Here is a 24852-nt window from a genome sequence, read left to right on the forward strand (position 1 = left end):
TTCCATGACTTTCATGAAACACCTGGCGCGCAAACTGCTGACACCCCTGGTCGGGGCCGCGCTGCTGTCCGCCGCCACCGCCGGCATGGCCGCCGACAAGATCCCTGTGGTCGCCAGCTTCAGCATCCTCGGCGACCTCGTCCGTGTGGTCGGCGGTGAACGCGTGGCTGTCACCACCCTGGTCGGCCCCGATGAAGACGCGCATGTGTTCGAACCCAAACCCGCTGACGCCAAAAACCTGTTGCAAAGCAAACTGCTGGTCAGCAACGGCCTGGGCTTTGAACCGTGGGCGCAAAAACTCGTCAAGTCCGCCGGCTACAAGGGCCCGGTGGCGGTGGCTTCGCAAGGCGTGAAGGCCCGCACCATGCCCGGTGAAAAAGGCGGAAAAGAAACCGACCCGCACGCCTGGCAGGATCCAACCAACGTCGTGATCTACGTGCGCAACATCGCCGCAGCCCTCGCCCGGCTCGACCCCGCAGGTGCAGCCACCTACAAAGACAACAGCGAAACCTACGTGAAGGAGTTGCAGGCGCTGGACGCCTGGGCCAAAGAACAGCTCAGCGCCGTCCCAGCCGCCAAACGCAAGGTCATCACCTCACACGACGCCTTCGGTTATTTCGGCGCGCACTACCAGGTCAGCTTCCTGGCGCCACAAGGAATCTCCACCGAAGCCGAACCCAGCGCAAAGGAAGTTGCCCAACTGATCCGGCAGATCCAGCGCGAAAAAATCAAGGCCGTGTTTTTTGAAAACATGAGCAACCCCAAGCTGCTCGCCCAACTGAGCAAGGACGCGGGTGTGACACCCGGCCCCGCGCTGTATGTCGATGCCCTGTCAAAAGCTGGTGGCCCAGCTGACAGCTACCTCACGCTGATGCGGCACAACGTGACACAACTGGTGGCGGGGATCAGGCAGAACTGAGTTGGAATGAACCGGCATCGTGGAACGGCTCGTTGGCCGCGCTGGCCTCCGGGCAAAGCTGTGAAGCGTTCAGTCGCGATAGGGTTGATTGCTTCGGGGCGCATCCGGCAACTGTTCATCAAGCGACTGGCGGTAACGGATACAGCCGCGAAAGAACTGCGGCCAGTCGGGTACAACGGGCACCGGGTCGCTCTTCTCCGGCAGCAGCGCCCACAGCGCCGGGTGGTGCCAGCACAGCTCATGGCCTGTGCTGTCGCGGTGCTCGCGAATGCCCTGGCGGAGCTTTTTGACTTCCACAATGAGTTGTTCACGCGACAAGCCTTCAAGGTCGGCGTCCATGTTGCCTCCGTAGCGATATGGGTTGAGCAAGGTCTGGAAACGCCGCCATCATAGGCAGGAAGCTTCGCCGCACGGCATGCCCATTGGCAACAAATAGCAACGCCCCCGGATGCTTCACCTTCCCTTCCAAACCGCTGTATAACCAAGCCATGAACGCCACACCTGCAGCGGTGCATTACCCATGACTTCCATTCCTGCCCAACACCCCACCCACCTGCGTGCCCACACCTACCATGGCCTCGCCCCCGGTCCGCGCCTTCTGGTCACCGGCGCCGTGCACGGCAATGAGACCTGCGGCACGCGTGCCATCACGCAGCTGCTGGAAGAAATCGACAGCGGCCAGCTCGGCATTGAACGCGGCACCGTGACTTTTGTGCCGGTGACCAACCCGTTGGCCTACCGGCTCAAGCAGCGCATGGGTGAGCGCAACCTCAACCGCAACATGGCGCCGAGTGCGATTCCCCAGGACTTTGAGGACCGCATCGCGAACGTGCTGTGCCCGCTGCTGGATGCGCATGACGTGCTGCTGGACCTGCACTCTTTTCACACGGGCGGCGCGCCGTTTGTGATGATTGGCCCGCAGAACAACTCCGGCGCGCTGGAGCCTTTTGACCATGCCGCGGAAGAAATGCAACTGGCGCTGCACACCGGGCCGCACCGGATCGTGGAAGGCTGGCTGGAGACGTACGCCCGGGGCGTGCAGCGGCGCGCGGCAACGGCTGCGGGCGCTGCGGGGGGCGCCCGCGCGCAGACATTGGTGACCGACCCGAACTACGGCGTAGGCACGACCGAATACATGCGTTCACGCGGCGGCTACGGCGTGACGCTGGAATGCGGCCAGCATGACGACCCGCAGGCGGTGCAGGTGGCGCGGCATGCAATTCAGCAGACGCTGGGCCTGCTGGGGCTGATTACGCAGAAGCCCGCACCGGTGCCGATGACGCGCGAGATCCTGCGGCTCGTTGACGTGGTGGACCGCGAGCATGCGGGCGACACCTTCACGCGCAAGTGGCGCAGCTTCGACGCCGTGAAAGCCGGCGAGGCGATTGGCACGCGAAATGGCGGCGCACCTGTTGCCGCACCGGCGGACGGCTTTGTGGTGTTTCCGAATCCACGAGGCGAAGTGGGCCAGGAGTGGTTCTATTTCGCGCAGCGGCGGGTTTGAGCGCGGATGGGCCGGGCCAGCGCCGTTGCGGGGTGGCTACGGCTTGCCGCAAGGTGCCGACATTGCTATCTATTTAATAGCTGCTAGCGCCTACCCCTATTGGCTTGCAGGCCAATTTGATGGTTAAACGAAGGGCTTTTTTGCGTCAAAACGGGCTAAAACCCGTTTGAAAACCCGAAAAGGTTGGTTTCAGACGGCCAAAGCCGCCAAAAACACGATTTCTCAGTATCAAAAGTGGCCGCAGCCCAATACTGAACTGCGCCAGCAGCTATTTATTTGATAGCGACCGCAACCATCCATTCAATCCTTCACACGTGACGCAAAGGTCTTGCGGAATTTGTCGACTTTGGGGCCGACCACAAACGCGCAGTAACCCTGGTTGGGGTTGTTTTCGAAATAGTCCTGGTGGTAGGACTCGGCGGGCCAGTAGTTTTCGAGCGGCAGCACTTCGGTGACGATGGGTTTGCCGAAGGTCTTGTCCTGGCTGACCTGACGGATGAAGTCGTCGATCTCCGCCTTCTGCTCCGGCGTTGAGTAATAGATGCCGCTGCGGTATTGCGTGCCGGCGTCGTTGCCCTGGCGGTTCAGGCTCGTCGGGTCGTGGATGACGAAGAAAATTTCGAGGATCTCGCGCAGCGTGATGTCGGCCGGGTCGTAGGTGAGCTTGACGACCTCGTTGCTGCCGGTGCGGCCCGTGCAGACCTCTTCGTAGCTGGGCCGTGCGGCCTGGCCGTTGCTGTAGCCCGACTCCACGTCGGTAACACCGCGCACCTTGACGTACACCGCCTCGGTGCACCAGAAGCAGCCGCCGCCGAGCGTGATGGTTTGGGGGGAAGAAGGCATGGAAATCTCCGCTGAAATCCGTTGGTCGTACGGGGAGCGGCAATCTTACGCCGCGACCCGCGGGCCTGCGCAGAGGCCTGCACATGGCCCCCTGAAACGAAGCGGAAACGCGCCCGGTTCAGTCGCGCCGGCGCGGGCCTTTGGTGACGTGCTGGGGGCCGATTGCACGGCGCATCAGCCGCAGCAAGGCCAGCGCCACAAGCCCGCCGGCCACAGCCAGGCCGAGCGAACCCATGCTGAAGACCTTGTCGTTGGTGGCGCCCTTGCTGAGCAGGGCAGCCACGAAGTCGCCGCCGATGAAAGCGCCGAACATGCCGACGCCGATACTTTCGAGGATGAGGATTTTTTCGCGGGTGCCCGCGAGCAGGCAGGCAGCTCCGCCGAGAAGGGCACCCACCGCACACCAGATATACGGGTTGATGCCGTTCTCCTGAAGACTATGAACTGCCCCATGGTGACAGCTTTACGTCCCCAGCGGTGGACATACTTTTACCAAGGTCATTCGCCAGGGCACCTGGGCGGGATGGAATCTTCATGCCTTCGCCGCCGGGGCGATTGCGCGCACCGCCTTCACAAACGCGGCCAGCGCCTGGTGGTCGCGTGCGGTTTTCCAGAGGCAATGCGTTTCATAAGGTGTGGTGGCGGCATCCAGCGGCACAAAGGCCGCCCCCGCCATGGCCGACTGCCTGAGCGCAGCCGGCACCAGCGCCACGCCCATACCCTGCGACACCAGCGACACCACACTGAGCCAATGCCGCAGTTCGTAGCGGATCTCCGGGTAAAAACCGGCTTCAGTACAGATTGCCAGGATGCGTTCGTGGTAGTCGGGCGAGACGGTGCGCGACACCACGGCAAAGGGTTCGCCCTGTAACTGCTGCAGCGATATCGAACGCTTTCGCGCCAGCGCGTGCCCCGCGGGCAGGCAACCGACAAAGGCCTGGCTGGACACCAGCACCTGCGACAACTCGGGCGGCACGCGTGTGGTGTGCACAAAGCCGAGGTCCAGCCGGTCATGCGCCAGCTCGATCAACTGCTCGCTGGAGTTGAGTTCCTTCAGCGTGAGGCGCAGCAGCGGGTGTTCGGCCTGGAAGCGCTCCAGGATCTTGGGTAGGCCGCTGTACAACATGGTTCCTGAAAAGCCGATGGCCAGACTGCCGGCCATGCCCTGCCCCACGTCGCGTGCATGGCCAGCCGCCTGCGCGGCCTGATCCAGCAAGGCGCGCGCCGCCGGCACAAAGGCCTGCCCGGCGGCGGTGAGTTGCACCGATTTGCTGTTGCGCGTGAGCAGCTTGGCGCCGACCGAGGCTTCAAGCTGCTGGATGTTCAGCGACAGCGGCGGCTGGGAAATCGACAGGCGCCGGGCCGCCCGGCCGAAATGCAGCTCTTCGGCCAGGACAAGGAAATAGCGGAGGTGACGAAATTCCATGAATATGTTTTTTATATCGTTGGATCGATATTTGATATTAGACAACTATTCATGCTTGTCAAACAATCGAGCTGCCCGCGGGCATCCCAGCCACGCGCCCTACACTGCAAACCAAGCCACCTTTTTCGGAGACAACCCATGAAAACCCAATTCAACTGGCAAGACCCGTTTTTCTTTATGGAGCAGCTGAGCGAAGACGAGCGCGCCATTGCCGACGCCGCCCACGCTTTCTGCCAGGAAAAACTGCAGCCCCGCGTGCTGATGGCCGCACGCCACGAGAAGTTCGACCGCGAAATCATGAACGAAGCCGGCGCCATGGGTTTCCTGGGCTCCACCATTGAAGGCTATGGCTGCGCCGGCCTCAATTACGTGAGCTACGGCCTGGTCGCGCGTGAGGTGGAACGCGTCGACAGCGGCTACCGCAGCGCCATCAGCGTGCAGAGCTCGCTCGTCATGCACCCGATCAACGCCTATGGCAGCGAAGCGCAAAAACAAAAATACCTGCCCAAGCTGGCCACCGGTGAATGGGTCGGCTGCTTTGGCCTGACCGAGCCCAATCACGGATCCGACCCCGCCAGCATGCTGACGCGCGCCAAGCCTGTCGACGGCGGCTTCATCGTCAAGGGCGCCAAGATGTGGATCACCAACAGCCCGATCGCCGACGTGTTCATCGTCTGGGCCAAGCTGGAAGACCCCGACGGCAAGGTCGGCGGCCAGGAAAGCATCCGCGGCTTCGTGCTTGAGAAGGGCATGAAGGGCCTCAGCGCCCCCAAGATCGAAGGCAAGATGAGCTTGCGCGCCTCGATCACCGGCGAGATCGTGATGGACGACGTGTTTGTGCCCGAGGCCAACCTGCTGCCCAACGTGAGCGGCCTGAAGGGCCCCTTCGGCTGCCTGAACAAGGCGCGCTATGGCATAGCCTGGGGCGCTCTGGGCGCGGCGGAAGACTGCTGGTTCCGCGCCCGCCAGTACACCATGGACCGCCAGCAGTTCGGCCGTCCGCTGGCGCAGAACCAGCTGATTCAAAAGAAGCTCGCCGACATGCAGACCGAGATCACGCTGGGCCTGCAGGGCTGCCTGCGCGTGGGCCGGCTGATGGACGAAGACAAGTCCGTGCCGGAAATGATTTCGCTGATCAAACGCAACAGCTGCGGCAAGGCGCTGGACATCGCCCGCCTGGCGCGCGACATGCACGGCGGCAACGGCATCCATGACGAATACCATGTGATCCGCCACATGATCAACCTCGAAACGGTGAACACCTACGAAGGCACGCACGACGTGCATGCGCTGATCCTGGGCCGTGCCCAGACCGGCCTGCAAGCCTTTTATTGATGACCTTTCAGGGCTCCAGCCCAATCAGGACGTGCGCAAGCAGCTATATTTTTCATAGCAAATAAATACAACGCATGGAATTCGGCGCGCTCAAGCCTTTGCTCACCAGCCTGGCGCTCCCGCCAGCCTTGCTGCTGTTGCTGGCCTTGCTGGGCCTGGTGCTGGCCTGGCGTAATAAAAAAGCCGGGCTGGCGCTGGCAACCTTTTCGGTGCTGCTGCTGGCGCTGCTCAGCAGCCACGGCACGGCCGTATGGCTGGCGCGCACCGTGCTGCCGCAGTTTGCCGCCATGCCGGTGGCCAGCCTCAAGGCCCACAAGGTGCAGGCCATCGTGGTGCTGGGCGGCGGCGTGCTGCCTGAAGCAGCTGAATACGGCAGTAGCCAGCCAGGCGCGCACACAGCGGCGCGGTTGCGCTACGGTGTGTGGCTGGCGCGGCAGTCGGGCTTGCCGCTGGCCTTTACCGGCGGCATGGGTTGGGCGGCCAGCAGCGCACAGACCGATTCCGAAGCCGTGGTGGCCGCACGCATGGTGCAGCAGGACTACGGCATGACGCTGCGCTGGAACGAAGCCCAGTCGCGCGACACAGCGGGCAATGCCCGCCTGCTGGCGCCACTGCTGCAGCAAAGCGGTGTGCAGCGCATCGCGCTGGTCACCGACGCCTGGCACATGCCGCGCGCTGTCCGGGCTTTTGAGCGTGCCGGCCTGACGGTAACGCCCGCCCCCATGGGTCAGGTACAGCCGGCACAGCACGACCTGATGGAATGGGTACCTTCCGCATCGGGCCTTATGGTGTCGCAGCAGGTACTGCGCGAATGGCTGGCGCTGATGGTTGGTCGGTTCACGCCCGTTTAGACAGCCGGCCTCTCGCGGTCCCTTTCGCCTGGGCCCGCGGCAGACCCGGCTGCTTTACCGCGGGTTTACCTTTCAGGGCACTACCGGCTCCCCCGCCTCGGTGTAGCCTAGGCGGTTTTGGTTGACGGTCGGAAAGTAAGCAGATATATTACTAACCAGTCAGTCAGTAACTATGTCACTTTCCAAATTATTTTGCGACAAAACCTCCGCGGTCGCCGCCAAACGCGAGCGCCGCAAGGAAGCACGCCCCGGCGAACTGCTGGACGCCGCGCTTGACCTGTTTGTGGAAAAAGGCTTTGCCGCCACCCGCGCCGAAGAAGTGGCCGCCCGCGCAGGGGTATCGAAAGGCACATTGTTCCTTTACTTCCAGAGCAAGGAAGAACTGTTCAAGGCCGTGGTGCGCGAAAACATCTCGGGCCGCTTCACGGAATGGCGCGCCGAGCTGGACACCTTTGAAGGCACCACCCCTGAATTGCTGGCTTACTGCATGAACAGCTGGTGGGAGCGCGTGGGCCTGACGCGCGCCTCGGGCCTGACCAAGCTGATGATGAGCGAGGCCAAGAACTTCCCCGACATCGCGGCCTTCTACCAGCAAGAAGTCATCATGCCGGGCCACGGGCTGATCCGCAGCATCCTGCAACGCGGCATGGACCGCGGCGAGTTCCGGCCCATGGACCTGGACTATGCGGTTTACCTGGTGGTCGCTCCGATGATTTTCCTGATCCTGTCCAGGCACACCGCCGGCATCTGCATCAGCAGCGACGCAGACCTGGATCCGCAAAAATACATCGCCTTCCAGGTGGAAACCATCCTGAACGGCATCTCCGCACCGGCCGGCGCCGCCGCACAGTCCAACAGGAAAGCCGCAGCATGAAGCGATGGGTCAAGTGGGGGGTCGCCGGACTCATCGTGCTGCTCATCGCGGGCGGCGTGCTGCGTGCATTGTCCGCACGCAAGGCCCAGCAACAGGCGCTTGCCGCAAGCACCGCCGTCAAGGACATGGGACAGGTCGAACTGGCCGCCACCGATGTGGTCAAGGCGCAAACGCGCGACGTGGTTCAGGGGCTGCCGGTGTCGGGCTCGCTCAAGGCCGTCAACTCCGCCGTCATCAAGGCACGCGTGGCCGGCGAGCTGCAGGGCCTCACGGTTCGCGAAGGCGACGTGGTCAAGGCCGGCCAGGTGATTGCGCGCATCGACGCCACCGAATACCAGTCACGCGTGCGCCAGGCCCGCGAGCAGGCCGAGTCGGCCAAGGCGCAGGTGGATGTGGTGCAGCGCCAGTACGACAACAACAAGGCGCTGGTTGACCAGGGTTTCATCTCGAAGACCGCGCTCGATACCTCGCTGGCCAACCTCAACGCCGCGCAATCCACCTACAAGGCGGCGATGGCTGCCACCGAGGTCGCGGCCAAATCGGTGGACGACACAATCCTGAAAGCCCCCATCTCCGGCCAGGTGTCGCAGCGCCTTGCCCAACCCGGTGAGCGCGTGGGCATCGACACCAAAATCGTCGAGGTGGTGGACCTGAGCCGGCTCGAGCTGGAAGCCACCTTGAGCGCCACCGACTCCATGGACGTGCGTGTGGGCCAGACCGCACAGCTGCAGATTGAAGGCAGCCGCCAGCCCGTCACGGCCAAAGTGGTGCGCATCAATCCCACGGCGCAGGCCGGCAGCCGCAGCGTGATGGCTTACCTCAGCATCGACAACCCGGGCGCAGCAGGCGACGCCGGCGCGCCACCCTTGCGCCAGGGGCTGTTTGCGCAGGGCACGCTGGGCACGGCCAGTGCTTCGCTGCTGTCGGTGCCGGTCAGCGCCGTGCGCACCGACAAACCCACGCCTTATGTGCAAGCGGTGGAAAACGACCTGGTGGTGCACAAGAGCGTCGAGTTGGGCGCTCGCGGCACCGCCGGCAAAGACAGCGTGGTCGCCGTCAAGGGCCTGGCCGACGGCGCGGTGGTGATTCGCGGCGAGATCGGCGCATTGCGCGAGGGCACCAAGGTGCGCTTCACACAACTTCCGGCTGCGGCGCAAGCAGCCAGTGCACCGGCCAAGCCGGCGCCCTGAGGACTCGCGCGCATGTGGTTCACGCAGGTCAGCCTCAAGAACCCGGTGTTCGCCACCATGGTCATGCTGGCCATCGTGGTGCTGGGGCTGTTTTCGTACCAGCGCATGCGCGTCGACCAGTTCCCCAACATCGACTTTCCGGTGGTCGTCATCACCGCCGAATACCCGGGCGCTTCGCCCGAGATCGTTGAAAGCGAAGTCACCAAAAAAATTGAAGAAGGCGTCAACTCGATCGCCGGCATCAACGCGCTGACCTCGCGCAGCTACGAAGGCCAGTCGGTCGTCATCATGGAGTTCCAGCTCTACGTCGACGGGCGCCGCGCCGCCGAAGATGTGCGCGAAAAAATCGCCGCCATACGCCCCAACTTTCGGGACGAAGTGAAAGAGCCGCGCGTGCTGCGCTTCGACCCGGCAAGCCGGGCGATCTGGTCCGTTGCGGTGTTGCCCAATGCCCAAAGCGGCAATGCCATGTCGGCCGTGGAGCTGACCAACTGGGCCGACCAGGTCTTGAAAAAGCGCCTGGAGAACGTACGCGGTGCAGGTTCCGTTACGTTGGTGGGCGGCACCAAGCGCGAAATCAACGTCTACCTGAATCCGCAGGCCATGGAGTCGCTGGGCATCACGGCCGACCAGGTGGTCAATGCCGTGCGCAACGAAAACCAGGATTTGCCGGTGGGCGCCATCCGCTCGCTGCAGCAGGAGCGGGTCGTCAAGATCGATGCACGCATGAAGCGCCCCGAAGACTTCGGCAAGATCATCGTGGCGCGCAAGGGCGCCGCGCCGGTCACGGTGGACCAGGTGGCGCGCATTGCCGACGGCGCGCAGGAGATCGACAGCCTGGCGCTGTACAACGGCCAGCGCACGCTGCTGCTGTCGGTGCAAAAAGCGCAGGACGAAAACACCATTGCCGTGGTGGATGGCCTGAACCAGGCCATCAAGGACATCCAGCCGCAACTGCCGCCCGGCGCCCGGCTGGAGCTGATCACCGACGGCTCGCGGCCGATTCGCGTGGCGGTGGAAAACGTGCGCCGCACGCTGATTGAAGGCGCGCTGCTGACGGTGCTGATTGTTTTCCTCTTCCTGAACTCGTGGCGCTCCACGGTGATCACCGGGCTCACGCTGCCGATCTCCATCATCGGCACCTTTTTGTTCATGAACCTGTTCGGCTTCACCATCAACATGATCACGCTGATGGCGTTGTCGCTGTGTGTGGGCCTGCTGATCGACGACGCGATTGTGGTGCGCGAGAACATCGTGCGCCATGTGCAGATGGGCAAGGCACCCTACCAGGCCTCGCTGGACGGCACACAGGAAATCGGCCTGGCGGTGCTGGCCACCACGTTCTCCATCGTCGCCGTGTTCCTGCCTATCGGCTTCATGGGCGGCATCATCGGCAAGTTCTTCCACGAGTTCGGCGTGACCATCGTGGCGGCGGTGCTGATCTCGATGTTCGTGAGTTTCACGCTGGACCCGATGCTCTCCAGCATCTGGCACGACCCTTCCATCGAAGCGCACGGCAAACGCCATGCGCCCGTCACTTTCTACGACAAGACCATAGGCCGCGTCACCGGCTGGTTCGACCACGCCACCGACTCGCTGAGCAACAGTTACCAGGGCATCCTGCGCTGGTCGCTGGGACACAAGCTGGCCACCCTGGCACTGGCACTGGTGATTTTTATCACCAGCATTTTCATGGTGCCGTTGCTGGGCACCGAGTTCGTGCCCAAGGCCGACTTCTCGGAAACCTCACTCAACTTCTACACGCCGGTGGGCTCGTCGCTGGAAACCACCGAAGCCAAGGCGCGGCAGGTGGAAGCCATCATCCGCGAATTCCCCGAAGTGAAGTACACGCTGGCCACCCTGAACACCGGCAACGCCCAGGGCAAGATGTACGCCAGCATTTACGTGCGCCTGGTGGACCGCAAGGCACGCACCCGCAGCGTCGACGAAATGTCGGGCGTGTTGCGCGAACGCCTCAAGCAGGTGCCAGGCATCACCGTGACGCACGTCGGGCTGCTCGACGCGGTGGGCGGCAACAAGCAGGTGGAGTTCTCGCTGCAGGGGACGGATTTGAAAGAGCTGGAACGCCTCACGCGCGCCATCAACGACAAGATCCGCGGCATCCCCGGCCTGGTGGACCTGGACTCCAGCGTCAAGGCCGACAAGCCGGTGATTGAAATTGATGTGCGGCGCGACGCAGCCTCCGACCTGGGCCTGTCGGTGTCGCAGATCGCTGCCTCATTGCGCACACTGGTGGCCGGGCAGACGGTGGGCAACTGGCGCGCGCCCGACGACCAGACCTACGACGTGAACGTGCGCCTGGCACCCGATGCGCGCAACGCGCCGCAAGACCTGGAGCGCCTGCCTTTCATGAGCACGCCCGGCAGCAGTGCCGACGGCGCCGCGCACATGGTCCGGCTCAACCAGGTGGCCACCGTGAAGGAATCCACCGGGCCCAACCAGATCAACCGGCGCGACATGGCACGCGAAGTCGCCATCAACGCCAACGTCTACAACCGCTCGGCCGGCGAGGTGTCGAACGACATCAAGGCCGCGCTGGAAAACTTCAGCTTTCCGCCCGGCTATCGCTATCAGTTCAGCGGCTCCACCAAGAACATGGCCGAATCCTTTGGCTACGCGGTGTCGGCACTGGTGATGGCCATTTTGTTCATCTACATGATCCTGGCCAGCCAGTTCAAGAGTTTTTTGCAGCCGATGGCGCTGATGACCTCGCTGCCGCTGACCCTGATCGGTGTGGTGCTGGCCCTGCTGCTGTTCCGCTCCACGCTCTCGATGTTTTCCATCATCGGCGTGGTGATGCTGATGGGGCTGGTGACCAAGAACGCCATTTTGCTGGTGGACTTTGCCATTCGTATGCGTGCCGACCAGGTCGACGTGGATGGCCACCGCGTTCCGGGCATGAACCGCAGCGATGCGCTGCTGCACGCCGCCAAGGTGCGGCTGCGCCCCATCCTGATGACCACGCTGGCGATGATTTTCGGCATGGTGCCGCTGGCTTTTGCCCTGACCGAGGGCTCGGAGCAGCGTGCGCCCATGGGCCAGGCCGTGATCGGCGGTGTCATCACCTCTTCGCTGCTGACCCTGGTGGTGGTGCCGGTGACGTATTGCTACCTGGACGACCTGGGCCAGTGGTTCAAGCGCAAATTCGGCCCCAAAACACCGCCGCAAGACCCCGCGGACATGCCTGCTGCAACGCCGGCCGCCGTCATGGGCGACCGTTAAAATCAAAGGTTTATCTCGTGTACAGCTCACCCTCCCCCATTTCGCCAACTTACAGGTCCGCCATGAACTACGAACAAGCCCGATTCAACATGATTGAGCAGCAAATCCGCCCCTGGGAAGTGCTGGACAACCAGGTCCTTTCCCTGCTGGCCGTGGTCAAGCGCGAAGACTTTGTGCCGGCCGCCCAAAAGGCACTGGCCTTTGTCGACATGGAAATCCCGCTGGGCAGCGGGCTCGGCCAGTGCATGCTGGCGCCCAAGGTGGAAGCCCGCATCCTGCAGGAACTGGCCGTGCAAAAGCATGAAAAGGTGTTGGAAATCGGCGCCGGCTCCGGCTACATGGCCGCACTGCTGGCCCACCGCGCGCAGCAGGTGATCACGCTGGAGATCGACCCCAAGCTGGCGCAGACCGCACGCGACAACCTGCAAAGGGCGGGCCTTTATAACGCCGAAGTGCGCACCGGCGACGGCGCCGCAAAAATCGCCCAGGCCGTTTCCAGCAACGACCCGCTTCGTGGACCGTTTGACGTGATCGTGCTCAGCGGCTCGGTCGCCGAAGTACCGGCTTCGCTGCTGTCCCTGCTCAAGGTGGGCGGCCGCCTGAGCGCCATCGTGGGCTTTGAGCCGATGATGCGCGCCACCCTGGTCACACGCGTGGCCGAAGACGCCTGGCGCACCACCCAGGCCTGGGACACCGTGGCGCCACGCCTGCTGAATTTCCCTGAACCTTCGAAATTCAGCTTCTGAGCCTGGGCGCCGTACACGACTTCACCAACGCCAAGCACGCATTCCAACGCAGGACAGCCGACCATGATTCCCCAACTGAGCCCCGCCAACTTCGCCGAGTGGCGCAACAACGCCGGGGAAGGCGCGCCCGCCCTGCCTGTGGTGCTGGACGTGCGCGAGCCCTGGGAACTGCAGACGGCCTCGGTCAAGGAGGACGGCTTCAGGCTGGTGCACATCCCGATGCGGGAAATACCCACGCGCCTGGCTGAGCTGCAGGAAATCGGAGCCGGCACCGGCCAGCCGATCGCCTGCCTCTGCCACCACGGCATGCGCAGCCTGCAGGTGGCCAACTTTTTGACGCAAAGCGGCTTCACCGAGGTCGTCAATCTGCAGGGCGGCATTGACGCCTGGTCGCAGCAGGTGGACCCGTCGGTCCCTGTGTACTGACCTTTGCCGCCGCTGCACACCGTATTCACCTCCACATCGCCGATTCACTCATTCCTCAGGACCTTTATGACCACGCCCAAGAAACCGCCGGCGCTACGCCTGTCGATGTTGCCCCTGTCGATCGCCGTCACTGCGGCGCTGATGATGGCGGCCCCGGCCGCGCAGGCCCAGAGCCTGGTGGAGCTGTATGATTCGGCCCGCGCCTTCGACGCTGCCTACCAGTCCGCCAAACTCCAGTACGACGCCAACCTCGCCAGGGCCGCCCAGGCCAAGGCCGGCATCTTGCCGACAGCCGGCATCTCGGCGGGCGCGTCGCGTACCAGTTTTGAAAACACCGCACCGGTGATAGACCGCAGCTTCAATACGCAAAACGCCACGCTCAACCTTTCGCAGCCGCTGTACCGCCCGGCCAACTGGGCCACCTACCAGCAGGCATCCCGGCAGGTCGAGCAGTCCCAGGCGCAACTCGAAACCGCCAACCAGGACCTGATCGTGCGCACCAGTCAGGCGTACTTCGACGTGCTGGCCGCGCAGGACACGCTGACGTTTGTCCGGGCGCAAAAAGCCGCAGTGGCCGAGCAACTGGCGTCGGCCAAGCGCAACTTTGAAGTGGGTACCTCCACCATCACCGACACCCGCGAGGCGCAGGCACGCTACGACCTGGTCATCGCCCAGGAGATCGCCGCCGAAAACGATTTGCGCGTCAAGAAAATCGCGCTGGACACGCTGGTCGGGAAAACCGAAACGCAACCCAAACCCTTGCTCGCGCCCGTCAATTTGCCGGCCGTAGAACCCGCCGATGTGAATACCTGGGTGCAGCAATCCGAAGCAGTGCACCCGAATATCCGCCTGGCCCAAAGCGGGCTGGAGATCGCCGATCTGGAAGTCCAAAAAGCCGAAGCCGGCCACAAGCCGACGCTGGACGCGACGGCCAGCTATAACGTGACGCGCAACCCGTCGGGCACGGCCACCACCATCCCGCCGTTTGCCTTTCGCACCAACACAACCACCATCGGTGTGGTGCTGAACGTGCCGCTGTTCGCCGGTTTTGCGACGCAAAACCGCGTGCGCGAAACACTCTCGCTGAAAGACAAGGCGCAAAGCGACCTTGAAGGTGCGCGCCGCACCGTGGCCCAGGCCACGCGCACCGCGTTTTTCGGCGTGCAGTCGGGCCAGGGCCAGGTGAAAGCGCTGGAAGCCGCCGAGCTGTCAAGCCAGAGCGCACTGGATGCGAACAAGCTGGGTTACCAGGTCGGCGTTCGCATCAACATCGACGTGCTCAACTCGCAGAGCCAGCTGTTCCAGACCAAACGCGACCTGGCCAAAGCGCGCTACGACGTGCTGCTGGGCGACCTGAAACTGCGCCAGGCCAATGGCACGCTGACACCGGAAGACCTGCAAAAAATCAACGCACTGCTGGCCAGGTAAATCGCGGTACGCTTCACAACACTCCAACAAAGGCCCGGCCCGGGGCCAGAATTTCCATGTTGATGCCCGCACACAATCCCCTGCCCTTGCCGATAGAGGCTGAACGCGTGACCGATGCGCCGGTACACATCCCCAAAGGCCCCAGCTTCGAGCTGATCGAGGAAACCACCTGGGAAGAACTCAAGCGCGCGGGCCGCCAGCAACCGTTTGACAAACCCGTGCTGGTCAAGGGCGGCATCCATCACTGGCCGGCCTGGAAAAAATGGTCGTTTGAATTCCTCGCCGACGTCTGTGCCGGCAAGGGCGCCGAGGTGCCGGTCAAGTTCACCGATGGCCTGGTCGAACAGGGCGTGACCAAGGGCCGCCCCTTCCTTCCGGTCGCGCCCTACCTGCGGGAACTCGGCAAGTCGGCGCAACGCACGCCGGACCCCATGGCCGGCCTGCTGCCCAAGCCGGTGCGGGACAGCTACAAACCCGGCGAGCGCTTTCACCTGAACTGGGCCCACATGCAGTCGTTCAAGCCGACGACCTTGTACCTGGCGCAGTGGGACATTCTCGAAAAATACCCCGAGCTGCGGCGCGACCTGCTCATCAAGAGCCTGTGGCCCGGCCGCATGACCTGGGAATATGTGTTCATGGGCCCGGCCAATACCGTGACCGGACTGCACAACGACTTCCCGCACAACTGGTTTGTGCAGCTCCAGGGCGTCAAGGAGTTCATCCTTTTCTCACCCGACCAGCGCCAGCACATGTGCCCGGCCGCCAAATACGACTGGGGTGCCACGCTGAGCGACGTCAACGTCTCGCGCCTGCCTGAGCAAGTCCGCGAACTCGCCTCCTTCGAAAAAGCCCATGGCTACCACGCCCGCGTTGAAGCCGGCGATGCCCTGTTCATCCCCAAGCGAACCTGGCACTCGGTGGTGTCAGTGGAGCCCTCCATCAGCCTGGGCATGTTTGGCCTGACGCCGTATGAAGTGGCGACCGGCGGCGCCTGGGCCACGCTGCGCGACTGGGCGCATCACCTGCGCCTTTATGCGTGGGGAAATTGCACTTGTCATCAGGTGCTGGGCAAGCGCTAGGCCATCGAACGAACGCCTTTCAGCAAAACGTCACTTGCCCCCGTGTTGATGTCAATCGCTGGACCACCAAAACAGCCATGAAGCCGCTCGATCTCGATCACTTTCCCCAGCCGGACTCCAACGCTGCCGGTAGCGTGGAAGCCGCGCTCGACGCGCTCTGGAATGCATACGACGAATCGACCGCAAATGACGCCTACGATGCGCTTCTCTGGGCAACTGGAAACAACCACAGGGGTACGTACTATCCGGTCGTCTTGGGTGTCCTTCCGGAGATTGAACAGATTCTCATGAAGGGGAAAGAGTGGGCGCAGCGAGCAGTTATGGAGTCATTAATAGATCTTGGTGGCTCATTCGTCCCTGAAAAAGGTTACGACACATATCTTGGAGCCTCGGTCAAAGCAACACTCAATGCGTTCATCCACTCAATGCGCCACCGCATTGCACCACTCGCTAACGGCACGGATGCGCGCGCCAAAAGTGCAATTGAGCTGTTGGAGCTCATTGACGACCAGGCGGCCTAGGTGCCGTTAAAGCCACTTAAATAGGTCTGGAGCGCATCCACCGTCTTCACCGTCGCACCGCGGTTGCTGTCGGCGAAAGCCAGCCCGGCGGCCACCGCGGCAGCGCGTGCTTCGGGTTTATCGATGAGCTTTCTCGCGGCGCGCACGCCTTGCTCCATGTCCACCACGCGCCGGGCTGCACCGGCCTCGATGGCCAGCTCGGCGGCTTCGGTGAAGTTGAAGGTATGGGGGCCCATCACGACCGGGCAGCCGCAGGCAGCCGCCTCGATCAGGTTTTGCCCGCCCAGCGGCGCGAAGCTGCCGCCCAGCAGCGCGACATCGCTCATCGCGTAATACAGCGCCATTTCACCCAGTGAGTCGCCCAGCCATACATCCGCCTGCAAGGCATCGTCGTTCACGGCCGGGCCGCTTGCCGCCTCGGGCCAGTGCGAGCGGCGCGAGACACGCAGGCCGTGCTGCTGCACCAGCGCCTCCACCTCGTTGACCCGTTGCGGGTGGCGCGGCACCAGCAACACCCTGAACTGGCTTCCCGGCCCCTCCTTGTGCGCTTCTTCCCGCGATTCATTCGCTACAGAATTGATAGCTGTCTGCGCTTGTTCAGATTGGGCTGTAGCACTTAATTGCTTTAAAAACTCCTGCTCTTCGCCTTCACGCGAGCTGGCAAACATGAGCACCGGCAGCCCGAGCGCCCGGCGCCAGACCTTGCCTTTTTCCAGCTGGGCGTCGTCAGGAGAGGCATCAAACTTCAGGTTGCCAAACACGCCACTCACCGCAGCGCCGGCCTGGCGAAAGCGCCGCGCGTCGTCATCGGTCTGGGCATACACCGCAGACAACGCCGCGTAAGCCGGAAACGACAGCGGCGACATTTTCAACGCCTGCTGCAGGGACTTTTCAGACAGCCTGCCATTGACCAGCACCAGCGGCATGGCACGCGTCTGGGCTGCGGCCACCATGTTGGGCCAGATCTCGGTTTCCATCAGCAAGCCCAGGCGTGGTTTGAAGTGATCAAAAAACCGCGCCACTGCGCCTGGGCTGTCCCAGGGCTGCCACACCTGCACGTCGCCGGGCTGCAGCAGGGCCACGCCCTCGGCGCGCCCCGTGGCCGTACCGTGCGTCAGCAAAATACGCAAGCCGGGGTGTTGCGCGCGCAGCGCCTTGAGCAGCATGGCCGCAGTGCGTGTTTCGCCGAGCGAAACGGCATGCAGCCAGACCAGCTCAGAGGCGGTTTCCACCGGCTGGGTGTAGTGGCCAAACCGTTCCTGCACCGCCTGAAGGTAGCCGGGCTCCTGCCTGCCGCGGCGCGCCAGCTTGCGGCGCAGCAGCGGCTGGCCCAGCCACATCAGCAGCGAATAAAGTTTCAGGGCCAGCGCGCTCATTTCGCCCCGCCGGCGCTTGCGGGGCTGCTCACCGCCCAGCAAGCCAGCCAGGCCTGCCAGACGGTTTCCACCGTGGGTACCGGGCGCGCAAACACGCTGACCTGCCGCCCCCCGTGGCCGAGGGTGCCGGGGCCGGTGCGCCACGCCGTGTCGAAGTTGTAGATCTGCACATGCGGCAAATCCAGTGCCACGGCAATGTGGCTGACACCGCTATCGACACCAATGACACCGGCGCACTGCGCCAGCGCTTCAGTGAGCGCGTCAAGCGGCAGCAGCGGCAGCACCAGGGCGATGTCCGCGGCGGTTTTGGCCAGCGCCTGCGCAATGGCCTGGCTGGTGGCCAGCTCGTGTGCGTTGCCGTGCGCCAGTGCCACCGGGTAGCCGGCCGCATGGAGGCGCCGCCCCAGAGTGATCCAGTGATCCAGCGGCCACTCCTTGTCGGCGCGCGAGGTGCCGTGGACCAGCACCACCCGGCCTTTCGACGCTGCAGGTGCTATCTTTTCAGGAGCTGCTTGCGCCCGTCCCTCATGGGCTGCAGGCATTTTTAATCCAAAATCCGGTGCGCCTTTCAGGGTGTAGCCCAGCGCACGCGCCGCCAGCTCGCGCGAGCGCTGCACCGCGTGAATATGCGGTGGGAGGGTGATGGCCACGTCGGCCATCCAGCGGGTAGGCGCCTCATAGCCCGAGCCCTCGGTCTGGTTGGCCAGGGCATAGCGCTTGCCGCCGGGCGCCACCGTGGCAAGCCGCGCCACCAGCGCCGACTTGGTCAAGCCCTGCAGGTCGATGACGGCGTCATAGGCTTCACGTTGAAGGTCGCGCTGGAAGGCACGCCATTCGTTTCGCGTGGCCAGTGTCCAGAATGATTTGCGCCAGCGCCGGATCTCACAGGGAATCACCCGGTGCAGACCTTTGTGGCGCGCCAGCAAGGGGGAAAAGGCCTTTTCCACTACCCAGTCAATCTGCGCGTCCGGGAGCGCGGCATGGATGTCCCGCACCACCGGCAGGGTGTGCACCACATCGCCGAGGGAGGACAGCTTGACCAGCAAAATTTTCATGAAGCATTTTAGACCCCCACGCTCCCCCACTTCGTGTGGGTCGCTGCCCCCCGAGGGGGCCGCCCGCCTGTGGCCCGGCAAAGCCGAAAAATTGGCACACCCCTATCGGGCTCACTGCGTGTAGCCCTTTTCCCCTTGCAGGGGACTGCGCCTGCGGCCCGGCAAAGCCGGTTCCGCGGCACCCGCTGGCTTGAAGAGTCCGATGGGCGTAACTAACGGGGGGTATTTCACCAGTGGGGGCCGAGGGTCCGGCTTTGCCGGCCCCAGGCGCCGCCCCCTTGAGGGGGGAACAAGCTACACGTAGTGAGCTTGGACGGGGGTGGGCCTAGTGAGCGGCGGCAGCGAAGCTGGCGCCGGGCTTCACGCTCCGTAACAAGGTCAGCATGTCGGCCTCGATGCGCTCCAGTGCCTGCTGGGTGTGGCCCTCAAAGCGCAGCACCAGCACCGGCGTGGTGTTGGACGCACGGATCAATCCAAAGCCGTCGGGCCAGTCAACGCGTACGCCATCGATGGTCGAGATTTTTGCGGGCGCCGCGAATTTCGCGGATTTGATCAAGGCCTCCACCACCGTGTGCGGCTCGCCTTCCTTGCAGGCCACGTTAAGTTCGGGCGTGCTGAAGCTGGTAGGCAGGGCATTGAGCACAATGCCGGCGTCGGGCACGCGGCTCAAAATTTCCAGCAGGCGCGCGCCGGCGTAAGTGCCGTCGTCAAAGCCGTACCAGCGTTCCTTGAAGAAGATATGGCCGCTCATTTCGCCGCCCAGCGGCGAATCGACTTCTTTCATCTTCGCCTTGATCAGCGAATGGCCGGTCTTGTACATCAGCGGCACACCGCCGGCTGCCTCGATCTCGGGCGCCAGGCGCTGCGAGCATTTCACGTCGAACAAGATGGTGCCGCCCGGCACGCGCGAGAGCACGTCGCGGGCAAACAGCATCATCTGCCGGTCGGGGTAAATGTTCTGGCCGTCTTTGGTCACGATGCCGAGGCGGTCGCCGTCACCGTCAAAGGCCAGGCCCAGTTCGGCCTTGCCGCTTTGCAGGGCCTTGATCAAATCCTGCAGGTTTTCGGGCTTGCTGGGGTCGGGGTGGTGGTTGGGGAAATTGCCGTCCACCTCGCTGAAGAGTTCGGTCACCTCGCAGCCGAGCGCACGAAAGATCGCAGGCGCCGAAGCGCCGGCTATGCCGTTGCCAGAGTCGATAACGATTTTGAGCGGACGCTCGAGCTTGATGCCGGACACGATGCGGTCGCGGTAGGCCGTTTCGACATCGACCTGGCGAATGGCACCGGCCTGGGACGGCAACACCCATGTCTCGCCTTCCATCGCGCGGCGCAGCGCCTGGATTTCTTCGCCATAAATGGCGCGGCCTGCCAGCACCATCTTGAAGCCGTTGTAGTCCTTGGGGTTGTGGCTGCCTGTGACCTGGATACCGGAAGCCGTGAGGGTGCTGGCCGCAAAGTACAGCATGGGGGTGGTCACCATGCCGACGTCGATCACTTCCAGCCCCACCGCGGCCAGGCCGCGCATCAGCGCCGCACTGAGCGATGGCCCGCTGAGGCGCCCGTCACGGCCTACCGCCACGGATTTCTCACCTTCGGCCAGCGCCGCCATGCCAAAAGCCTTGCCCAGCGCCTCGGCCATTTCCTCATGGATGGTGGAGGGCACGACACCGCGGATGTCGTAGGCCTTGAAGATGGACGGGTTGATTTGCATCGGCGAGATCCTTCAATTTGATGGGTTTGATTGTAGGGGGCGGTCCTTTCGCGAACTGTAGGCCGCCACCGTTTCCAGGGGGCCCGTTCAGACTATGGAAAGCTTCGGCAAAGTGGTATCTAACCGGTCTCCAACGAGGCGAAAAACGGCTAGCCTGGACAGGAATTTTGAAGGCTTTTTCGGCCAAAGAGACATGTCCGGAAACGGCTAGTCAACAGCCTGCTGCGGCGTATCATTTCCCTCATGAACCGCGAAACCACCCCTCTTGCCGACAACGACTGCTACCTCGCCCTCAAGGCGCGGGACGCCCGGTTTGACGGCAGTTTTTTCACCGGTGTGACCTCCACCGGCATCTATTGCCGTCCGGTCTGCAGCGTGAAAACCCCCAAACGCGAAAACTGCCGCTTCTTTCACCACGCGGCCCAGGCCGAGAGCGCGGGCTTTCGTCCCTGCCTGCGCTGCCGGCCCGAGCTGGCGCCGCATTCCGTGGTGTGGTCAATACAGGATGCGTCATACATCCTGGCGCACCAGGCGGCGCGCCTGCTGGATGAGCCCGAGGTGTGGACCGAGGAAGCACCTTCTGTAGAAAAGCTGGCTGCCAAGCTGGGCGTGAGCGACCGTCACGTACGGCGGATTTTCGAGGCACAGTTCGGGGTCTCGCCCATGCAATACCTGCAGACGCACCGGCTGCACACCGCCAAACAATTGCTGGCCGACACCAATCTGCCCATCACGCAGATTGCGCTGATCAGCGGTTTTGCCAGCGTGCGGCGCTTTAATGCTGCCTTTGTGGAGCACTACAAACTCAACCCCACGCAGTTGCGACGCCAGGGCCCGGCCCGGGTCGGCGAGGTGGGTGAAGGCGTCATCGTGCGGCTGGGCTACCGCCCGCCCTATGACGTGCAGGCCATGCTGGCCTTCTTCAGCAAGCGCTGCATCAGCGCCATTGAATTCATTGACGCGGACGCTGCGCAGCCCGCTCTGCGCCGGACTTTCAGCATCGAGTCGGGCGGCAAGCTGCATGCCGGCTGGCTGCTCGCAAGCTTTGACGAAAGCCGTTCGCAGCTGGTGCTGCGCGTCAGCGATTCGCTGCGCGAAGTGTTGCCGCTGGTGATACGCCGCGTGCGCACCACCTTTGACCTGGACGCTGATCCGGCCACCATCAACAGCGTACTGCACGATAGTTTCCCCGAAGGCGACGGCCTGCGAGTGCCAGGCGCGCTGGATGGCTACGAGCTGGCGGTGCGCGCCGTGCTGGGCCAGCAGATCACCGTGGCCGCCGCACGCACGCTGGCGCAGCGCATGGTGGACCGTTTTGGCGAACGGGTGGAAACACCGTGGCCGCAGCTAACGCGCCTTTTCCCCGCACCGGCCGTGCTGGCCGCGGTCAGCGGCGACGCGCTCGGGCAACTGGGCATCGTCAGGCAGCGCCAGGCCGCCATCGTGGGAATCGCGCAAGCAGTGGCAGAAAAACGCCTTCAATTGCACAGTGGCGCCGACATCAACACGACGGTGACTACGCTGAAAGGGTTGCCCGGCATCGGTGACTGGACGGCGCAATACATTGCCATGCGGGCATTGCGCTGGCCCGATGCGTTTCCTTCAGGCGATGTGGCGCTGCACAAGGCACTGGGTGTGCAGGAAAAAAAGAACCCGGCACGGGAGGCTGAACTGGCCTCGGATGCATGGAAACCCTGGCGCAGCTACGCGGTGATCCGCGCCTGGAGCGGCACGCTGGAGCGTCCCGGCTGACGGCGCAACAGCGACGACATGGCGATTCATGCGTTCGGGGAATGAATGCAGCGCCTCGATTTCATTGGACGGTCCAGCGCCTTGGCGCGAACATCGCCGGTGAATGATCGAGCCAGTCTTTGCCCGCAAAAGAGACAAGTCAGCTTAAGCCGCCTATTCAGGCCCAAAAAGGACCTCATAAGGCAGAAACTCGAAACCATTCAAAGGTGAACAAGATGAAATTCGACAACTCCATCGTCCAGACGACCTTCCACAGCCCCTTGGGGGAAATGATCATTGCCGCGACTGACAAAGGCCTGGCCGGCACCTGGTTTGCCGGCCAGCGTCACCTGCCGCCGCAACTCGTGAAACCTTATGTGTGGCGCGAAGACCCGGACCACCCGGTGCTCAAGCAGACCATCAAGCAACTCACGGAATACTATGCCGGCACACGCACCGAATTTGACCTGCCGTTGGACCTGGGGCACGGAACGGCCTTCCAGCAGTCGGTGTGGCAAGCGCTGCTGGCCATCCCGCAGGGCGGCACCCTCAGCTACGGCCAGGTGAGCCAGCGTATCGGCAAGCCGGAAGCCGTGCGCGCCGTGGGCGCAGCAGTCGGGCGCAACCCGGTCAGCGTGATCGTGCCCTGCCACCGGGTGCTGGGCTCCGATGGCTCACTCACAGGCTACGCAGGCGGCCTGCACCGCAAAACCGCCTTGCTTAAACTCGAAGGCGCACTTCAGGAGAGCACGCTGTGAGTTCCAGTCCCTCCGTTATCGCCGCGCCGGTGGGTGCGGCCCTCACCAAGCCCAAAAACTGGGCTGCCGATTTTGTGATGCTGGCGGCCATCTGGGGCTCTTCCTTTCTCTTCATGCGCATCAGCACGGTGGAGTTCGGTCCCCTGCCCACCGCCGCAGTGCGCGTGGGCATTGCGGCGCTGTTCCTGCTGCCCATCGTATGGTTGCGCGGCCTGTTGCCTGACCTGAAGAAAAACTGGAAACGGATTTTCTTCATCGGCATACTGAATTCGGGCATCCCGTTTGCGTGCTTTTCGTTTGCCCTGCTGTCCATCACCACCGGCTTGTCGGCCATCCTCAATGCCACGGTGCCGATGTTCGGCGCCCTGGTGGCCTGGCTCTGGCTGAAAGACAAACCCAATGCCTCACGCGTGCTGGGCCTCTTCGTGGGTTTTGCCGGCGTAGCCATGCTGGCCTGGGACAAAGCCACCTTCAAGCCCGATGCTTCAGGCGTAGCGCCAGGGTGGGCCGTGCTGGCCTGCCTCTTTGCCTGCATTTGCTACGGCATATCCGCCAGCTACACCAAGCGTTATCTGTCAGGCATGCCGCCGCTGGTCACCGCGGCGGGCAGCCAGATTGGCGCAACCCTCGGCCTGGCCCTGCCCGCCGCCTGGCTGTGGCCGGCGCAGATGCCGGGCGCGCATGCCTGGCTGGCGCTGCTGGCCGTAGGCGTGGTCTGCACCGGGCTGGCCTACATCCTGTTTTTTCGCCTGATCGAAAACGCCGGCCCGCCGCGCGCGCTGTCGGTCACCTTCCTGGTGCCGGTGTTTGCGGTGATCTACGGCGTGATCTTCCTCGGTGAGCATGTGACGGCGTGGATGGTGATCTGCGCCGTGGTGATTGTGATCGGCACCGCGCTGTCAACCGGCTTGCTCAAGCTGGGCCGCAAACCTGAACAGCAGAAGGCATGACGTCGGCCCGCAAGACCAAGCTGAAGATCAAGCTGACCGCGCCCAAGCCGCGCAACCCGCTGGTTGCCCCGGCGGCGCAGCGTAAGGCCGGCTCACACCGCAAGTCTGAAGCGAGCCTTCGCAAGAAGGAAAAGATGGCGCTGAAGAAGCAGTTGCTTCGAATATAGGAAGCCAGGAACCTGTGCGCCGGGCCTGAGTACATGGGCGTTGCGGCCGCTTATTGCAGCGCGCCCGCCACCACATTGATGCTGAGCGCCAGGATCAGCATGTTGAAGCCGAACGACAGCACGCTGTGCACCAGCGTCAGCCGGCGCATCTCGCGCGAGGTGACCTGCACGTCGGAGACCTGTGAGGTCATGCCGACCACATGGGCGTAGTACAAAAAATCGAAATAATCCGGGTCCAGCCCGCCGGGAAAACACAGACCGGGCCCATCGGGCTCCCCGAGTTTTTCTTCGTGGTAATAGCGATGGGCATAGCGAAACGCGTAAATCGTCTGCATGAACAGCCAGGAGGCAGCCAGCGCCGCAACGGAGAGCACGATGTGCAGCGTGCGCTCCATACCCGACAGGTTTTTTGCCTGTTGCATCATCAACGTAATGGCGGCGACGCAGGCCATGGTGGCCAGCAGCATCAGTAAAAACAGCACCACGCTGGGTTCGTCCTGAGCCTGTGCACGTTCGCGCGTTCGTTTGGCGTCAAAGCGCACGCACAGCCACCAGGCCAGCCACAGATAAACGCCGACGCCGGCACACCAGCCCAGCAAGCCGCAAAACTGCCAGCCCAGGGGCAGCGGCAGCGCCGCCACAATCAGCCCGGCCACCAGGCCCAGGGTGAGCCGCTGCGGGCCCGTGGTTTCGGAGAAATGTTTGCGCATGGCTGCATT

Annotated in this window: 24 protein-coding genes; 16 read left to right on the forward strand and 8 right to left on the reverse strand. The window is 63.4% G+C overall.

Annotated elements, in window-relative coordinates; all coding sequences use genetic code 11:
• Positions 1-13 precede the first annotated feature (13 nt).
• The gene (locus AC1DVV_RS11770; protein ID WP_477701842.1) at positions 14-919 is read left to right on the forward strand and encodes a metal ABC transporter substrate-binding protein; all 906 of its coding nucleotides are present in this window, start codon (positions 14-16) and stop codon (positions 917-919) included.
• 69 nt (positions 920-988) lie between these two features.
• On the opposite strand, the gene AC1DVV_RS11775 is transcribed toward AC1DVV_RS11770, so the two are convergent.
• The gene (locus AC1DVV_RS11775; RefSeq protein ID WP_477701832.1) at positions 989-1258 is read right to left on the reverse strand and encodes a hypothetical protein; all 270 of its coding nucleotides are present in this window, start codon (positions 1256-1258) and stop codon (positions 989-991) included.
• 181 nt (positions 1259-1439) lie between these two features.
• Between AC1DVV_RS11775 and AC1DVV_RS11780 the strand changes: the two genes are divergently transcribed.
• Positions 1440-2423: a M14 family metallopeptidase gene (locus tag AC1DVV_RS11780; protein WP_477701833.1), complete on the forward strand. Its 984-nt coding sequence runs from the start codon at positions 1440-1442 to the stop codon at positions 2421-2423.
• Between the two features lie 300 nt (positions 2424-2723).
• Here the strand turns inward: AC1DVV_RS11780 and msrA are convergent, their stop codons facing one another.
• From msrA to AC1DVV_RS11795, 3 genes are all read right to left on the reverse strand, one after another.
• Positions 2724-3266, reverse strand: a complete 543-nt coding sequence (msrA, locus tag AC1DVV_RS11785; RefSeq protein WP_457279947.1) for a peptide-methionine (S)-S-oxide reductase MsrA — start codon at positions 3264-3266, stop codon at positions 2724-2726.
• 118 nt (positions 3267-3384) lie between these two features.
• Positions 3385-3663, reverse strand: a complete 279-nt coding sequence (locus AC1DVV_RS11790; protein ID WP_457279946.1) for a hypothetical protein — start codon at positions 3661-3663, stop codon at positions 3385-3387.
• Positions 3664-3798: 135 nt separating this feature from the next.
• Positions 3799-4692 (reverse strand): LysR family transcriptional regulator, encoded by an 894-nt coding sequence (locus AC1DVV_RS11795; protein WP_457279945.1) that lies wholly within the window; start codon positions 4690-4692, stop codon positions 3799-3801.
• A gap of 138 nt (positions 4693-4830) precedes the next feature.
• On the opposite strand from AC1DVV_RS11795, the gene AC1DVV_RS11800 reads away from it, so the two are divergent.
• The 10 genes from AC1DVV_RS11800 to AC1DVV_RS11845 all read left to right on the forward strand — a co-directional run bounded on the left by AC1DVV_RS11800 (position 4831) and on the right by AC1DVV_RS11845 (position 16385).
• A complete protein-coding gene (locus AC1DVV_RS11800; protein ID WP_457279944.1) occupies positions 4831-6027 on the forward strand; it encodes an acyl-CoA dehydrogenase in 1197 nt (398 codons plus the stop codon).
• Between the two features lie 74 nt (positions 6028-6101).
• Positions 6102-6878 carry a YdcF family protein gene (locus tag AC1DVV_RS11805; protein WP_477701834.1) on the forward strand — a complete coding sequence of 259 codons (777 nt, stop codon included), beginning with the start codon at positions 6102-6104 and terminating at the stop codon, positions 6876-6878.
• A 172-nt stretch (positions 6879-7050) separates the two neighbouring features.
• Entirely contained in the window at positions 7051-7752 is a 702-nt protein-coding gene (locus AC1DVV_RS11810) for a TetR/AcrR family transcriptional regulator (RefSeq protein WP_457279942.1), read from the forward strand.
• Entirely contained in the window at positions 7749-8942 is a 1194-nt protein-coding gene (locus AC1DVV_RS11815; protein WP_457279941.1) for an efflux RND transporter periplasmic adaptor subunit, read from the forward strand. The genes AC1DVV_RS11810 and AC1DVV_RS11815 overlap by 4 nt, the downstream gene beginning before the upstream one ends.
• Before the next feature lie 12 nt (positions 8943-8954).
• A complete protein-coding gene (locus AC1DVV_RS11820; RefSeq protein WP_477665566.1) occupies positions 8955-12185 on the forward strand; it encodes an efflux RND transporter permease subunit in 3231 nt (1076 codons plus the stop codon).
• A 62-nt stretch (positions 12186-12247) separates the two neighbouring features.
• The gene (locus AC1DVV_RS11825) at positions 12248-12931 is read left to right on the forward strand and encodes a protein-L-isoaspartate O-methyltransferase family protein (RefSeq protein WP_457279939.1); all 684 of its coding nucleotides are present in this window, start codon (positions 12248-12250) and stop codon (positions 12929-12931) included.
• Between the two features lie 63 nt (positions 12932-12994).
• A complete protein-coding gene (locus tag AC1DVV_RS11830; RefSeq protein ID WP_477665565.1) occupies positions 12995-13357 on the forward strand; it encodes a rhodanese-like domain-containing protein in 363 nt (120 codons plus the stop codon).
• Positions 13358-13423: 66 nt separating this feature from the next.
• On the forward strand, positions 13424-14785 hold the full coding sequence (locus tag AC1DVV_RS11835) for a TolC family outer membrane protein (RefSeq protein ID WP_477665564.1): 1362 nt from the start codon (positions 13424-13426) through the stop codon (positions 14783-14785).
• Positions 14786-14841: 56 nt separating this feature from the next.
• The gene (locus tag AC1DVV_RS11840; protein ID WP_477665563.1) at positions 14842-15864 is read left to right on the forward strand and encodes a cupin-like domain-containing protein; all 1023 of its coding nucleotides are present in this window, start codon (positions 14842-14844) and stop codon (positions 15862-15864) included.
• A gap of 77 nt (positions 15865-15941) precedes the next feature.
• Positions 15942-16385, forward strand: coding sequence for a hypothetical protein (locus tag AC1DVV_RS11845; RefSeq protein WP_457279935.1), 444 nt, complete (start codon positions 15942-15944; stop codon positions 16383-16385).
• Here AC1DVV_RS11845 and AC1DVV_RS11850 read toward each other — a convergent pair.
• The 3 genes from AC1DVV_RS11850 to AC1DVV_RS11860 all read right to left on the reverse strand — a co-directional run bounded on the left by AC1DVV_RS11850 (position 16382) and on the right by AC1DVV_RS11860 (position 20527).
• Positions 16382-17761, reverse strand: a complete 1380-nt coding sequence (locus AC1DVV_RS11850) for a 3-deoxy-D-manno-octulosonic acid transferase (protein WP_477701835.1) — start codon at positions 17759-17761, stop codon at positions 16382-16384. The genes AC1DVV_RS11845 and AC1DVV_RS11850 overlap by 4 nt on opposite strands.
• The gene (gene waaC / locus AC1DVV_RS11855) at positions 17758-18816 is read right to left on the reverse strand and encodes a lipopolysaccharide heptosyltransferase I (protein ID WP_477701836.1); all 1059 of its coding nucleotides are present in this window, start codon (positions 18814-18816) and stop codon (positions 17758-17760) included. The genes AC1DVV_RS11850 and waaC overlap by 4 nt, the downstream gene beginning before the upstream one ends.
• A 325-nt stretch (positions 18817-19141) precedes the next feature.
• Positions 19142-20527: a phosphomannomutase/phosphoglucomutase gene (locus AC1DVV_RS11860; protein WP_457279932.1), complete on the reverse strand. Its 1386-nt coding sequence runs from the start codon at positions 20525-20527 to the stop codon at positions 19142-19144.
• A gap of 243 nt (positions 20528-20770) precedes the next feature.
• Here AC1DVV_RS11860 and AC1DVV_RS11865 point away from each other — a divergent pair, with 243 nt between their 5' ends.
• The 4 genes from AC1DVV_RS11865 (at position 20771) to AC1DVV_RS11880 (ending at position 24133) form a co-directional block, all read left to right on the forward strand.
• Positions 20771-22279: a DNA-3-methyladenine glycosylase 2 family protein gene (locus AC1DVV_RS11865; RefSeq protein WP_457279931.1), complete on the forward strand. Its 1509-nt coding sequence runs from the start codon at positions 20771-20773 to the stop codon at positions 22277-22279.
• A 215-nt stretch (positions 22280-22494) separates the two neighbouring features.
• Complete coding sequence (locus AC1DVV_RS11870; protein WP_457279930.1) at positions 22495-23016, forward strand: methylated-DNA--[protein]-cysteine S-methyltransferase; 522 nt, start codon at positions 22495-22497, stop codon at positions 23014-23016.
• The gene (locus tag AC1DVV_RS11875; RefSeq protein ID WP_477701837.1) at positions 23013-23966 is read left to right on the forward strand and encodes a DMT family transporter; all 954 of its coding nucleotides are present in this window, start codon (positions 23013-23015) and stop codon (positions 23964-23966) included. The genes AC1DVV_RS11870 and AC1DVV_RS11875 overlap by 4 nt, the downstream gene beginning before the upstream one ends.
• Positions 23963-24133, forward strand: coding sequence for a hypothetical protein (locus AC1DVV_RS11880; protein WP_457279928.1), 171 nt, complete (start codon positions 23963-23965; stop codon positions 24131-24133). The genes AC1DVV_RS11875 and AC1DVV_RS11880 overlap by 4 nt, the downstream gene beginning before the upstream one ends.
• Positions 24134-24183: 50 nt before the next feature.
• Here the strand turns inward: AC1DVV_RS11880 and AC1DVV_RS11885 are convergent, their stop codons facing one another.
• The gene (locus AC1DVV_RS11885; protein WP_457279927.1) at positions 24184-24843 is read right to left on the reverse strand and encodes a DUF1345 domain-containing protein; all 660 of its coding nucleotides are present in this window, start codon (positions 24841-24843) and stop codon (positions 24184-24186) included.
• Between the last annotated feature and the right edge of the window lie 9 nt (positions 24844-24852).

The organism is Polaromonas sp. P3_B4 (assembly GCF_056402835.1).